Below are 14396 nucleotides of genomic sequence, written 5' to 3'. Positions count from 1 at the left end.
TAGGTGATAATGATATGTTTCATTAATAAATGATTTCCAATATTCATGAGGGAGCCCGCAGAACTCCCATCTGGCCTCCCATCACAGGGAGGCCACCAGCCACTCCGCCACACGGATGCCGTCAATCCCGGCGGAGAGGATTCCCCCAGCATAGCCAGCTCCCTCACCAGCAGGGAAAAGCCCCCGCAGAGCTGGACTCTGGCCCGTGGCGTCACGGTCAATCCGCAAGGGCGAGGATGTCCGTGTCTCGACACCGGTCATCACGGCATCATCCATGCTGTAACCCTTGATCCTGCACTCGAACCGGGGCAGGGCTTCCCGGATGGAGGCCACCACGAAATCCGGCAGACAACGGGAAAGGTCAGTCGGCGTCACACCGGGCTGGTAAGAGGGCACGACCGTGCCCAGAGAGGTGGAGGCCCGCCCTGCAAGGAAGTCCCCCACACGCTGCGCCGGAGCACGATAATCCCCGCCACCTGCCACGAAGGCCGCCTTCTCCCACTGACGCTGGAAGGCGATCCCCGCCAGCGGCTCATCCGGGAAATCGACACCGGGGCGGACCTCCACCACGATGCCGCTATTGGCGTTCCGCTCGGCCCGGGAATACTGGCTCATCCCGTTCGTGACGACCTGATCCTTCTCCGAGGTTGCCGCCACGACCTGCCCACCAGGACACATGCAGAAGGAATAGACACCCCGCCCCGTGCTGGCATGATGCACCAGCTTGTAATCGGCCGCACCAAGCAGCGGATGCCCCGCCTGCGGGCCAAACCGGGCCACGTCGATCACCGCCTGCGGATGCTCGATCCGCACTCCGATGGAGAAAGGCTTGGCCTGCATCGGCACACCTTCCTCATGCAGCATGGCGAACGTGTCCCGGGCAGAATGACCGACCGCCAGAATGACCCGGTCAGCAGGCAGTACTTCCCCGGTGGAGAGACGCAGCCCCGTCACCTGTCGGCCACCACCCTCACAGGGTGCCGTCTCGATGCCCTCCAGCCGGGTCTCGAAACGGTATTCCCCTCCCAGCTCCTCGATCTGCGCCCGCAGGGACTGCACGACCGTCACGAGCCGGAACGTCCCGATATGCGGCTTGGAGAGGGTCAGGATTTCCTCCGGCGCACCGGCCTTCACGAACTCCTCCAGCACCTTGCGCCCCAGATGGCGGGGATCCGACACGCCGGAATAGAGCTTGCCATCGGAGAATGTTCCGGCTCCCCCTTCACCGAACTGCACGTTGCTTTCTGCCGTGAAGCGGGATTTCCGCCAGAGGGCGAACGTATCGACCGTACGGTCCCTCACGGCCCGGCCACGCTCTATGATGATCGGCTTCAGCCCCGCCTGGGCCAGCACGAGAGCTGCCATCAGGCCACAGGGCCCCGCCCCGATCACGACGGGCCGCTGCGTGCGCCCGGCGGCGTGAGAGGGCAGGACGGGCGGAATCCAGCGCATGTCCGGCGTCGGACGGACATGCTGGTCCCCGCTGAAACGGGCCAGCACGGCATCCAGCTCCCGCAGCTCACAGTCCAGCGTATAGACGAGCTGGATGTTCCCCCGCCGTCGGGCATCATGCCCCCGGCGGAAGACATGATAGGCCAGCAGCTCCTCCGGCCTTACGGCCAGACGGGCCACGATGGCGGCCCGGAGGGCTTCCGGCGTGTGGTCGAGAGGAAGGGCAAGATTGCTGAGGCGGAGCATGGGGGAAAAGGCTGTCATGCCCGTTCCTTTAAAGCCAGCACCGGGGCACTGGCAAGCAGGGAGGACAGACAGGCCACCGGTCCCGGTCCCTGCCCTGCTCCATGTGAAACAGGACAAGAAAAATGGTGAAAGCTGGATAGGTCTAACTTATACTGCATCCCCTCATACATCTTCGTGCCTATCAGGGTTCCTCCATGACGACCACGCCCCATCCTCCACACGAGCCGGCAGAAGGCACAGCCTGCTCCCACCACGACCATGATCACCACGACGGGCATGGGCATGGGCATGGGCATGGGCATGGGCATGGGCATGGACACCATCATCATGGCGGGCACGGGCATGTCCACGCTCCGGCCTCCTTTGGTGGCACGTTCCTCATCGCCATCATCCTCAACACGCTCTATCTCGTCGGGGAAGCCGGATGGGGCTTCGCCGCCCACTCCCTCTCCCTGCTGGCCGATGCGGGGCACAATCTCTCGGACGTGCTGAGCCTGCTGGCCGCATGGGGGGCCCAGATACTCGCCCGCCGCACCCCCAGCGAACGCTTCACCTACGGGCTGAAACGCGCCACCATCCTGACGGCCCTGCTCAACGCCACCATCCTCCTGCTCGTCACCGGGGGCATCATCTGGCAGGCCATCTGGCACCTCATCCATCCCGAGACCGTGCAGGGACAGACCATCAGCATCGTGGCGGGCATCGGCATCCTCATCAATGGCGGGACGGCCCTGCTGCTCATGCGGGGCGCCCATCATGACCTGAACATGCGGGGAGCCTTCCTGCACATGGCCTCCGATGCCCTCATGGCCCTGGGCGTGGTCATTGCCGGTGTCCTCATCACGCTGACCGGCTTCTCCTGCATCGACCCTCTGGCCAGCCTCATCGTGTCGGGACTCATCATCTGGGGGACATGGTCCCTGCTGACCCATGCGCTCGGCCTGGCCCTTGATGGCGTGCCGCAGACCATCACTCCCCGTGCCGTGGAAGACGCCCTGCGGAGCCTGCCCGGCATTGCCGACCTGCATCACCTTCACATCTGGCCCATCAGCACGACCGAGACGGCCCTGACGGTCCATCTGGTCCTCCACCCCGTGCCGGAAGACTGCACCATTCTGGAAGCCCAGAGCCGGACGGCCGACCTTCTGGCCCGGGCGACCATCCTGCTGCGGGAGGAATTCGCCATAGGCCATCCCACCTTCCAGGTGGAACCGCCCGAAGGAGCCGGCTGCGCCACACCCGGCTGCAACACCCCCCACACCGCCCCGAAAGAGACGGACTGCCCCCATGACCACCACCACGCCTGAAACCGCCGTGCCAAGGGAGAACACGACCACGCCACTCCGTCTGCGGGTGGCCCGTCTTTCCATCCTCGTCAGCCTCGTGGTGCTGGGCGTCAAATATGCGGCATGGGCCGTCTCCGGCTCCGGTGCCCTGCTGTCCGATGCCATCGAAACCATCCTCAACGTTCTGGCCTCCGTCGGCACGCTCTGGGCCGTGGCCTTTGCCGCCCGCCCGGCAGATGACAACCACCCTTACGGGCACGGCAAGGCGGAATATGTCTGGGCCGTCATCGAGGGGGTTCTGGTGGTGCTGACGGCCCTGGTCATCCTGGCCATTGCCGGGCACGATGCCCTGCACATACAGGCCCCGGAAGCCCCCCTGCCGGGGGCGCTCCTCAATGCCTCTGCCGGGGTCATCAACCTCATCTGGGCCCTCATCCTGCGACGGATGGGCCGGACACATCACTCACAGGCCCTTAGTTCGGCCGGGGATCATGTTCTCTCCGATGTCTGGGCCAGCCTGGCCCTGCTGGTCGGTGTCTGCCTCATCCCCCTGCTGCACTGGCTCTGGCTGGACCCGCTGCTCTCCGCCCTTGTGGCCCTGAATGTCCTCTGGACCGGCTTCGGCATGATGCGCCATTCCATGACCGGCCTGCTGGACGAAGCCCCACCGCCGGAACTGGTCCATGAGGTCGGCCAGACCATCACGCAGGCAGGCCAGGGAGCACTGGAGGCCCACGACCTCCGCATGAGGCGGGTGGGGTCCCTCTATTTCGTGGAGTTCCACCTCATCGTGCCGGATGAGATGCGCATCACGGACGCCCACGACATCTGCGACCGGATCGAAAATGCCATCCGGGCCGTGCTGGGCCGCTCCTCCATCCATATCCATGTGGAGCCGGAGGACCTCGCCAAACGCCACAAGCCCGGGGCCAGCGGTGTGCTCGTCATGTAACCGTCATGTCACATCTGCCATGCAAAACCATGGCCCCCCTTGACCGCAGGGAAGGCTCCGTCCGAAACAGGGCATGACCTCTTCACCCCCAGCCCTGTGGCGGATCCACCCCAGACGTGTCCGATTCTTCCCAAAGCGCCCCCGCTCCTGCCCCCGGTTCACCCCACGCCATGAGGCGGCGCAACCGCATCACGCATTTCCGCCGTTCGGCCCGGATGCGCACCTCGCAGTGGCGACGGACCTTCATCTTCTGGGCCGGGGCCATCACGGTCGGCATTGCGGCGTGGCTGTTCGCCCGGGCGGCTGACTATGCCAGCTCCCTCTGCATGGGCCTCCAGCACTGGAATCCCTATGTCATGTTCGCTGTCATTCCCAGCGGGCTGGCCCTCTCCATGTGGCTGACAAAACGCTTCTTCCCCGGGGCGCAGGGGTCCGGCATCCCGCAGACCATCGCCACGCTACATATTGAGGACTTCTCCCTCGTCAACCGCATCCTTGCCCTGCGCATTGCCGTCGGAAAGGTGTGCATGACCACACTCGGCCTGCTCTGCGGGGCCTCCATCGGGCGGGAAGGCCCCACGGTGCAGGTCGGGGCGGCCATCATGAACGCCTATTCCCGCTTCTTGGGCCATGCCAACGTCTCGACCCGTCGGGGTGTCATCCTGGCAGGCGGGGCTGCCGGTGTGGCCGCCGCCTTCAACACGCCGCTGGCTGGCATTGTCTTCGCCATCGAAGAACTGGCCAGTTCCTTCCAGCAGCGGACATCCGGCGTAATGCTGACGGGCGTCGTCCTCGCCGGTGTGACAGCCATTGTCCTGACGGGCGGAAACTATACCTATTTCGGCCATGCCTCGGTGGATGTTCCCGTCGGAACGGCCTGGATTGCCGTGCTGGCCTGCGGCATTCTCGGCGGGCTGGGCGGGGGGCTCTTCTCCACCATTCTCATCCGGGTCGGCAAGGGTCTGCCCGGCTTCATCGGGTCCATCCAGAAGAACCGGCCCATCCTGTTCACGGCCCTGTGCGGGGTCATCCTCGCCATGCTGGGCTTTACCAGCCACGGTGACACGTTCGGCACGGGCTATGTGCAGGCCCATCATCTGGTGGCTGGCTCCCGCCATGCCCACATGTCCTATTTCCTGATGAAATATGCCGCCACCATCATCTCCTACTGCTCCGGCATACCGGGCGGGCTGTTTGCGCCGTCCCTCTCCATAGGAGCCTCGGTGGGGGGCTGGGTTGCCCGCTTCCTGCCTCACACAGCCCCCGGAGCCGTCGTGCTGCTGGGCATGGTCGGCTATTTCTCCGGTGTGGTGCAGTCCCCGCTGACGGCCACCGTCATCGTGATGGAAATGTGCGACAACCAGCAGATCACCCTGGCCTTGCTAGCCACGGCTTTTCTGGCCTTTGGTGTCTCACGCATGGTCTGCCCCCACTCCCTCTACGGGCGTCTGGCCGACCAGTTCATGGCCCGGCAGGAAGGGTATCTCCAGAAGAAACACGAAGAGAACAAACAGTCCAAGGACTGAGAAAAAAAGATGGTCTGCCGGACTGGAGGCAGACCATCCCTGAGGACATCAGCCCTGAGCGGACAAGTCCACAACCCCGACATAGCCTTCTTCGGTCCCGAAGATGACGGCTCCCCCCTGCGGGGTGAAGGCGATGGCATTCACAGCACCACGGGCGGCACCACCGCTGCGCTGGCCATTGCAGAGTGGCAGGATGCGGCCCTCTCCTGCGGCAGCCTCGTCAGCATGATTGGGCACTTCCGCCAGAAGGACCGTGCCATCCTCAAACCCGATGGCCAGAATGTCATCCGTGGGATGGGCACAGACGCAGGTCACGAACAACCCCGGAAGGCGGGCCAGCTCCATGGGAGGCTTGCCCATCGGCCCCCCCCCGAAGAACGGCCACAGCACGGCGGCATCCGCCCCTGATGTGGCCAGCCAGCGACCCTTGCGGGTGAAGCTCATGGACCCGATCTTGCGAGGATAGCCACTCATGCGCATGTTGTGCCCGTCAGACAGACGCCAGCCATGCAGCTCATTCTCCTGCATGCTCGTCACCAGTGCCTCGCCGCCCGGATGGATGCACAGCCCGGTATGGCTGCCCTTCCATTCCAGAGAACGGACATTGGCGTCCTTCGCCTGCACGAACCACATGGACACGCCATTATAATGCGAGGCAGCCAGCCTCTTGCCTTTGGCATCGAAGGCAAGACCGCTCAGGGCCGAAGGATGCTCCAGCACCTTCAGGGGTTCATCCGCGCCGTGGGCGTAGAGATGAACCTCCTTCCTGCTGGCGCAGGCCCAGTGGGTAGGCGTACTGGCCAGACAGTCCACCCAGCCACGGCCCTCATGACGGTCTGTCATGGTGCCATCGGCCCGTGTTTCCACGACACGGCCATCTTCCCCGCCACTGAGGAAGCTGTCCTTCCCGCAACCCTGCGCAAGGGACACCGCCCCGTCATGCACAGACAGGCACTGCCAGTCTTCGGAAGCCCGCAGGCCGTCCCGGGAGATGAGGATGAGCTCTCCATCCATCGTCAGGGCGGCAAAGGTCCGGCCATCACGGCTGGCCTGCACGCCGGTGATCGGAGCCTCAAACTGACGCTCGGCCCCACGGGTCTGCAACAGGGTCCTGCTCTGCGGCGCACTCATACGGCCACACACCCTTCAAAGCCACGCTGAAGCTGGGCACAGTCCAGCTTGCGGCCAATGAACACGATGCGGGACTGTTTCGTCTCTCCCGCCCTGAACGGCCCGATATAGTCGCCATCCGCCATCATGTGCACGGCCTGGAAGGCAAAACGCTCGTCCTTGCCCCTGAAATGCAGGATGCCCTTTGCCCGCAGGATGTCCGGTCCCTGCTCCTGCAGGACAAGGCCGATCCAGGCGTGGAAACGTTCCTCATCCAGCGGTTCCGTGACGGTGAAGGAGTGGCTCGTCACATCCTCGCTATGGGCGTGATGATGCCCGCCCGGCCCGTGGGCTGCCTCATGATGGTGGTCGTGGTCATGACAATGGCAATGGTCGTGATCGTGATCGTGATCGTGATCGTGATGATGGTGGTCATGCCCGTCCTCCTCAAGGAAGTCCGGCATGGTGGACAGGGCACGCCTGAGGTCGAACCCGCCACGGTTGAGGATGTCATCCAGAGCCACCTTGCCCCGCTCGGCCCGATGAATCCGCACGACGGAATTGATGGCCCGCAGCTTCTGCTCCACCCCGGCCAGTGCGGCCTCATCCAGAAGGTCACATTTGTTCAGGATGATGACATCGGCAAAAGCCACCTGATTGACGGCTTCCGGGCTTTCCTTGAGGGTCTGGAGCACGTTGTAGGCGTCCACGACCGTCACGACGGCATCCAGCTCGGCTTTTTCACGGATGCCCTCATCCACGAAGAAGGTCTGCGCCACGGGGGCCGGATCGGCCAGGCCGGTAGTCTCGACGATGATGCCATCAAATTTGCCACGGCGGCGCAGCAGACGGCTGAGAATCCGGATGAGATCGCCCCGCACCGTGCAGCAGATGCAGCCATTGTTCATCTCGAAGATTTCTTCGTCAGCATCGACCACCAGATCATTGTCGATGCCCAGCTCCCCGAACTCATTGACCACCACGGCGTAATTCCGCCCGTGATCGGCTGTCAGGATGTGGTTGAGCAGCGTGGTCTTGCCCGCTCCCAGAAAGCCGGTAAGAACCGTGACGGGGATTTTTCTGGTCTGTGAATCAGCCATGATGTCTGTCCTTGTTCTCCTTGAGAGTTGAGCTGAGCATACTCTTCTCCCGTCTCAAAACCAAAAAGAAGAACAGGTGGTTGCATAACCCGCCGCCCCTATCCCAATATGGGCGGAGAGGCCGGAAGGGCCTTGCCCGCCCCCGCATGATGAGGGGCCGCCCTCCAGGTCCGGGCCGAGGCACGATTCATTCCGCATCCTCCGCCCTCATTTTCTGATGGAGACAAACCCATGAATGAAAACACCATTCTCATTCCCGGTTTTGACAGACCCGTATCACGCGTTGCCCTTGGCACATGGGCCATTGGCGGCTGGATGTGGGGCGGCCCTGATGACGACAATGCCGTCCGTACCATCCACCGTGCCCTTGATGAAGGCGTGGACCTGATCGACACCGCTCCGGTCTATGGCTTTGGTCATTCCGAGGAAGTCGTGGGCCGTGCTCTGGCAGAAAAACCCCACAGGGCCCGCATCGCCACCAAGCTCGCACTGGACTGGAACGACGATCACCAGCCGTTCCGCAATTCCAGCCCTGCCCGCATCCGCAAGGAAGTGGAAGACTCCCTGCGCCGCCTGCGTGTCGAGACCATCGACCTCGAGCAGGTTCACTGGCCGGACCCCAACACGCCGATCGACGAGACGGCCCGTGAGCTCCAGAAGCTCCACAAGGAGGGGAAAATCCGTGCCCTTGGCGTGAGCAACTACTCCCCGGAGCAGATGGACATCTTCCGTGAGGTGGCCCCGCTGGCCAGTGTCCAGTCCCCCTACAATCTCTTTGAACGTGAGATTGAAAAGGACGTGCTGCCCTATGCGAAGACGCACAAGCTCGTCACGCTGGCCTATGGCCCGCTCTGCCGTGGCCTGCTGACCGGCAAGATGACAGCGGACAAGACCTTCCCGGAAAGTGATCTGCGGTCTGGCGACCCCAAGTTCCAGAAAGAACACTTCAAGGACTATCTGACTGCTGTGGACGAACTGAAGACGATTGCGGACCGCCACGGCAAGTCCCTCATGGTGCTGGCCATCCGCTGGGTGCTGGACCAGGGACCGACCATTGCCCTGTGGGGTGCCCGCAAGCCGGAACAGATTGATGGTGTTGCGGATGTCTTCGGCTGGCAGCTGACCGATCAGGACAGGAAGGATATTGACGCCATTCTGGAACGTCATGTCCCCACGCCCATCTCTCCTGCCTTCATGGCCCCACCGGCCCGGAAGTCATGAGAAAAAACTTCATATTAAATTGAAGCAATGCGGCGAAGGAGTGGCATGGCTTTCTGGCCACTTCTTCTGCTGCTTTTGGACCAGAACATGAAAAAAAATATGACATGGGCCAACATGCAGAAAAATATGAAGTTTTCTGAATTTTGTTAAAAATATATTAGTTTTTATACAACTTTAATGCCATTTTTTGTTAAGAAAATTATAAGATGAACGACCTATATCCTTTCCGGAGAGCAAGCCTTACCTCCGAAGGATACAGACGTTGGCTGGTAACCCGAAACCCGTTGTCGCTACCGGGACCTACCTGGTGGATATCGCCTCCCTGACGGTTGACCCGAGAACGAAACGGGCCACCATCTCCAATCCCAAATACAACGTGGAAGCCACTTTCACGACCCATACCCCGACCGGTCGCAATGACAAGAAGGTCCAGGATTTCACCTTCCAGGATCCGCAAACGAAAAAACAGCTTACCGGCAGTTATGATTACTCATGGGGCAACAAGTCGGTAAACGGCTTCATCATCGGCAATGGGTCGGGGGGCTATTACATCATCACCTCCGCCGTGCCCGGCAGCTCCTCATCCACCATTGATGGTGCCGCCCTGCTTGACCCCTCGGAGGCACGTTACACTTACATCAACGATTCCTCCAGAAACTGGGCCAATGGCAACTTCTTCGACCTCGACCTGAATGGTCAGCATTATTACTTCCATCAGGACAATGATGGTACAGCCACTGATGGTGCTCTGAACGAACAGTTTACCTTCAATACATGCTTTCTGGCTGGCAGCCTGATCGAAACGCCAGACGGCCCCCGCAAGGTGGAAGAGCTCAAGACTGGTGATGTCATTCTCACCCACAACCCCATCAGCGGGCAGACCCTGCCGCAACGTCTCACATGGGCAGGCAGAAGTCGGCTGCGGATAACATCCTCCCCCCATATGGATATGGCCGGCTACCCTGTACGGATCAGAAAAGACGCCCTGGCGGATGGCGTACCCTCCGAAGACCTTCTGGTTACGGCGGAGCACTGCCTATTTCTTGATGACCGCTTTGTCCCTGCCCGCATGCTGGTCAATGGCCGGTCCATCCATTTCGAGATGACAGACAGAATCCGGCAGATGGCCTGCGACATTTTCCACATTGAGACGGAAATGCACAGCGTCATCTTCGCCAATGATGTGATGACGGAAAGCTATCTGGATACGGGCAACCGTTACCAGTTCGTGCGGTCCAGCCACGACAGCCATACGGGCGATGTCATCACCCATGACTTCTCTACACGGAAACGGTCATGGTACCGTGATGCCGCTGCTCCCCTGTGCACGGCCCGGGAATTCGTGGCGCCCCTTCATCAGGGATTCCTCCAGCGTGCAGAAGAGCTGAGTTTCCCCATCCAGCACCCCTACAAGGCTGAGGCCCTTTGCGAGGATCCAGCCTTCCACCTGGTCACGGACCGGGGAGAGGTCCTGCATGAGAAGCGGACATCCGCAGGGTACCGGCTCTTTTCCATTCCCCTCAGAACAACCCATGTCACGCTGGTCTCCAGAACAGGCCGCCCCTGTGACACTCACGGCCCCTTTGTTGATGACCGGCGCACACTAGGGGTACTGGTCGGAGAAATTCTCCACTTCCAGGCTACCCATTCCACCAGCATCGACACACACCTGACGACCGATCAGCTGGATGGCTGGTGCGGGCTGGAAAACCCCTCCATGCGCTGGACGCAGGGGGCTGCAAGACTCCCTCTTCCCAGTCAGCCGGAATACAATGATGGTGTGGAGACGGGGCTGCTGGCCATACAGATCATGGCGGCAGGCCCCTATCCCCTGTCTGCCAACAACTCTCTGGAAGATGAAGCTGACATGACGACACAGCCCGGTCTCGTCAGGGCTGTATAACGAAGGAAAACTGGGGGCGTCTGATACTGGTTCCCACGAAACACCAAGAGAACATGAGTAGCAAAGGAACCTTCCTTCCGCTCTTGTGCACCTGAAATGCGCTACCTGCCCGATCAGAAAATACGATTTACCAGAAAAAAGAATGTACATTTATTGATATTTGGTTAATTTTATTCAAAAGATAATTGAATTTGCACTTAAAATATTATTATTATATCGTGAAGGAAAGGTTGGCTCTTTTGGAGAATCATGCATGCCCGGCAATCCTCAGCCTGTCGTCGCACTTGGAACATATAGAGTAAATATTGCATCCCTATCTGTTGACGCAAATGGAAATGGCTACATAACATCCCAGTTGTTTGGTGTTGATGCCACTTTTACAACGCACACTCCTACCCGGGCATCCGACCAGAAGGTACAGGACTTTGTAATAAAGGATCCGAATACGGGAAGTGTCATTACATCTGGTGGTTATGATTTCTCTTGGGGAAATAAGGCTGTAAATGGTTTTATCATTGGTAATGGCAGTGGTGGGTATTACGTTATCACGTCTGATGTTCCGGGCAGCTCATCTTCCAGTATTGATGGACGCTCCCTGATCGACCCAACACAAGCGCAGTATTCATACAGTTTCAATTTCAGACTTCCTTGGTCAATGGGAAACAATTTTACTCTTCTTCTAAATGGAGTTTCTTACACCTTCAAGCAGGACGATAACGGTACAGCAACAGATGGCTCACTTGGCCAGAAATTTACATTTGATACATGCTTTCTTTCTGGAACCATGATTGAAACCCTCTCAGGGCCGAAAAAGATAGAAAATTTGACCAGAAATGACGTTGTAATTACTTACAATCCTGAAACGGGGCGAAATGAGCCTCTTCCCCAGCATGTTGTCTTCTGCCAACAGAGCAGGGTCCGTATAGACTCATCTCTCCCCTTGGACATGGCCGGCTATCCGGTCCGTATCAAAAAAAATGCACTGGCAGACAATGTACCTTCCGAGGATCTTCTGGTTACAGCGGAGCACTGCCTGCTTCTGGAGAAACATTTTATTCCAGTCCGTATCATGGTGAACGGACGATCAATATATTATGATACGAGCATGCACGATACATCCAAAAAGAGCGGACCATTCTTTTATTATGACATATTTCATATAGAAACATCAACACACAGCATCATTTCTGCAAATAATGTTCTTACGGAAAGTTATCTCAATACAGGAAACCGTTTCCAGTTTCAGCGAGATAATGGAGACACAAACGTCATAGAATATGATTTTACTTCAAAAAATCTATCATGGGAGAAAGATGCTGCAGCGCCATTATGCACAGCAGAAAATTTTGTAGCTCCTATCCATCAAAAGCTGCTTGAACGTGCAAAACAGCTTCTGTTTCCAGTTCAGCACGCCTACAAAACTGAAACCGTGTCCCACAATCCTGCCTTGCAACTACTCACGGAACAGGGGCATGTTCTTCAGGAAAAACGGTCCTCAAACAACTACAAAGTATTTCACATACCTGCCGGGGTAAAAAGAGTAACCATCCTCTCAAAAACAGGAAGACCTTATGACGTCCATGGTCCTGTCGTGGATGACAGGCGCGAGCTTGGCGTTTTGGTAGGAGAAATACTTTATTTCCATGGAATAGATTGCATAAATATCGATAGACACCTAACACATGAAGATATGGAAGGCTGGTTCGATTTGGAAAATTCTAAAATGAGGTGGACTAAAGGAGCGGCTACCCTTGATCTACCCCATACCAGTCAACACTCTGTAACGGAAGCTGGACTGCTGGCCATCGAAATCATTTCCGCTGGGCCTTATCCGGCTGATGCAGAACATCCGCTGACGACCTATCAAAACGAACTGAAATACAAACCCGTCAAAAAAGCGGGATAAATCAATGGATAACGGAGAGCTTGTTCCAACACCGCATTGGATCAATGCTCTCCGTTTCCTGCCATATATGCCAACCTTTACTGGCCGGATGGAGCAACGGCAGTTGGTGTCAGGGTCATGCCCGGAATACCAAGGGCCTGTTTCTCTGCCGGGGTCATGATCCAGCTGTCCTGCTGTGTATCCGGGGAGCCTTCACCATGGAACTCCCGGATCCTCTTCTTTGATTTCTTGTGCGTGTGCTTACGCACATACTGATGCTTCTTGCGGACAATCCGGCTCAGGTCTTTTTCAACATGCACGGCCGTCACGTCATTATCCGCATCAACCGTAATCCTGTTCCACATGAACATGGCTGGTGCCACATCATGCTGTGAGGGCTTCCCCTGCTGGGCAGCTGCCTCGTCATTGACATAAAAATGAGGCCGTGTGGCGAGAAGCCAGCTGCCAGCCGGAAGGTTGGCAAACACCAGCTGACAGGCATCATTGCGGGCAGCATGCCGTACCAGGGCAAGGGCCTTGCTGTTGCCAATTTTCTCCCTGAACCCCGCCTGTGCCATGTCGATGCGGAGATAATCACGGAAATACGGGGCATCCGGCATCAGCATGACATCCACATCAGCAACCCTGCAGGAAAGCTGTGGATGGAGGTTATCGTGGCCAGAAAGCAGTACGGCCAAAGTCCTGTTACCTGGCTGTCCAGCCCAAGCCAGCTGCTTGACCTTGAAATTTCCGTCATAGCCGGAGCATCCGCTCAACAGTCCCATGATCCCGGCAAGTCCTGCCAGAGTATACAGTCTCATTTTTCCAAAAACCATTATCCGGAATGATCCTTCTTCCAGTGACGTCAAATCTCTATGGCGCAGCCATACCGTCTGCATGATAGGCGGCAAAAGATACGGAATGCCATCATTTTGCCTCGACCACCTGTCGCATCTCCTGGTCGGAGAGTCCCAGCCCCTTCATTTCTTCCTCTGTCGGATGCCACGTACTGACATCCGCAGCCGCTCCAAAATGTCGGGCCTTGAACAGGCCGATATCATTTCGCCTGTTGCCATCCTGAACAACCTGTCGTGCAATGACCCCCATGTCATCCTGCACGACAATACCTCCCCACAACAGGTTGAAGCCGGAAATATTGCTGCGCAGCTCCATCCCGCTTACCCAGTGCGTCTGCGGTTGCGCCAGATAATGCTGGATGTTGCCAAAAAACACCCATTTTCCAGCAGGAACATTCCTGAACACAAATGTGCACATGGCCTGCCGGGGAGCCTTGCGCAACAGGGCCTTCGCCTTCCGGGTAATGTCACCCTTAAAATGATAGGGGGACTGCAGTACCCGTATCCAGTCCCGATAGTACGGTGTATCCGGTAAGAGGAACGAGTTTTCCACCAGATTGGCACAATAATACTGCTTTTGCCCAAAAATGGCGGACGCCCGTACGATCACGGTTGCATGTCCAGTCCGGGCCGCCCAAGCATGATCCTCATCCTTATACGGTATCTTGACCGTATCACAGCCACCAAGCACCATCAGGGACACGCAACACATGAATGTACCTGGAATGGAGTATCGTCTCATACCCTGCAGCCCCCAGTCTTATTCTGAACGAATACGACCAGTTACTCAAAATGCATTACAAATGCCATAGTTGTGACATAAAATAACGCCCTGCCCCTGAAACCATATTACCCCGT

At 58.3% G+C, this 14396-nt stretch carries 11 protein-coding genes; 6 read left to right on the top strand and 5 right to left on the bottom strand.

Annotation, left to right across the window (positions count from 1 at the left end; translation table 11 throughout):
* Positions 1-81: 81 nt before the first annotated feature.
* Complete coding sequence (locus J8Z04_RS04825) at positions 82-1698, bottom strand: NAD(P)/FAD-dependent oxidoreductase (RefSeq protein WP_192848646.1); 1617 nt, start codon at positions 1696-1698, stop codon at positions 82-84.
* A 194-nt stretch (positions 1699-1892) separates the two neighbouring features.
* Here J8Z04_RS04825 and J8Z04_RS04820 point away from each other — a divergent pair, with 194 nt between their 5' ends.
* From J8Z04_RS04820 to J8Z04_RS04810, 3 genes are all read left to right on the top strand, one after another.
* Positions 1893-3005: a cation diffusion facilitator family transporter gene (locus J8Z04_RS04820; protein WP_192848624.1), complete on the top strand. Its 1113-nt coding sequence runs from the start codon at positions 1893-1895 to the stop codon at positions 3003-3005.
* Positions 2986-3936 (top strand): cation diffusion facilitator family transporter, encoded by a 951-nt coding sequence (locus J8Z04_RS04815; RefSeq protein ID WP_081562591.1) that lies wholly within the window; start codon positions 2986-2988, stop codon positions 3934-3936. Before J8Z04_RS04820 ends, J8Z04_RS04815 begins: the two co-directional genes overlap by 20 nt.
* Positions 3937-4106: 170 nt before the next feature.
* Positions 4107-5462: a chloride channel protein gene (locus J8Z04_RS04810; RefSeq protein WP_192848645.1), complete on the top strand. Its 1356-nt coding sequence runs from the start codon at positions 4107-4109 to the stop codon at positions 5460-5462.
* A gap of 48 nt (positions 5463-5510) precedes the next feature.
* Here J8Z04_RS04810 and J8Z04_RS04805 read toward each other — a convergent pair whose 3' ends face one another.
* Entirely contained in the window at positions 5511-6593 is a 1083-nt protein-coding gene (locus tag J8Z04_RS04805) for a WD40 repeat domain-containing protein (RefSeq protein ID WP_043560946.1), read from the bottom strand.
* Entirely contained in the window at positions 6590-7672 is a 1083-nt protein-coding gene (locus tag J8Z04_RS04800; protein ID WP_103765826.1) for a CobW family GTP-binding protein, read from the bottom strand. The genes J8Z04_RS04805 and J8Z04_RS04800 overlap by 4 nt, the downstream gene beginning before the upstream one ends.
* Before the next feature lie 231 nt (positions 7673-7903).
* Between J8Z04_RS04800 and J8Z04_RS04795 the strand changes: the two genes are divergently transcribed.
* From J8Z04_RS04795 to J8Z04_RS04785, 3 genes are all read left to right on the top strand, one after another.
* Positions 7904-8893, top strand: coding sequence for an aldo/keto reductase (locus J8Z04_RS04795; protein WP_192848623.1), 990 nt, complete (start codon positions 7904-7906; stop codon positions 8891-8893).
* A gap of 262 nt (positions 8894-9155) precedes the next feature.
* Positions 9156-10796, top strand: coding sequence for a Hint domain-containing protein (locus J8Z04_RS04790; protein ID WP_192848622.1), 1641 nt, complete (start codon positions 9156-9158; stop codon positions 10794-10796).
* A 253-nt stretch (positions 10797-11049) separates the two neighbouring features.
* On the top strand, positions 11050-12702 hold the full coding sequence (locus tag J8Z04_RS04785) for a Hint domain-containing protein (RefSeq protein ID WP_192848621.1): 1653 nt from the start codon (positions 11050-11052) through the stop codon (positions 12700-12702).
* 77 nt (positions 12703-12779) lie between these two features.
* Here J8Z04_RS04785 and J8Z04_RS04780 read toward each other — a convergent pair whose 3' ends face one another.
* Positions 12780-13502, bottom strand: coding sequence for a hypothetical protein (locus tag J8Z04_RS04780; protein ID WP_154980987.1), 723 nt, complete (start codon positions 13500-13502; stop codon positions 12780-12782).
* 106 nt (positions 13503-13608) lie between these two features.
* Positions 13609-14250, bottom strand: coding sequence for a hypothetical protein (locus J8Z04_RS04775; RefSeq protein WP_192848620.1), 642 nt, complete (start codon positions 14248-14250; stop codon positions 13609-13611).
* Positions 14251-14396 lie beyond the last annotated feature (146 nt).

This window comes from Bombella apis, from assembly GCF_018221685.1.
Taxonomy (GTDB): domain Bacteria; phylum Pseudomonadota; class Alphaproteobacteria; order Acetobacterales; family Acetobacteraceae; genus Bombella; species Bombella apis.
The sequence above is the reverse complement of the archived record's forward strand: the minus strand, read 5'-3'. Positions and strand labels throughout refer to the sequence as shown.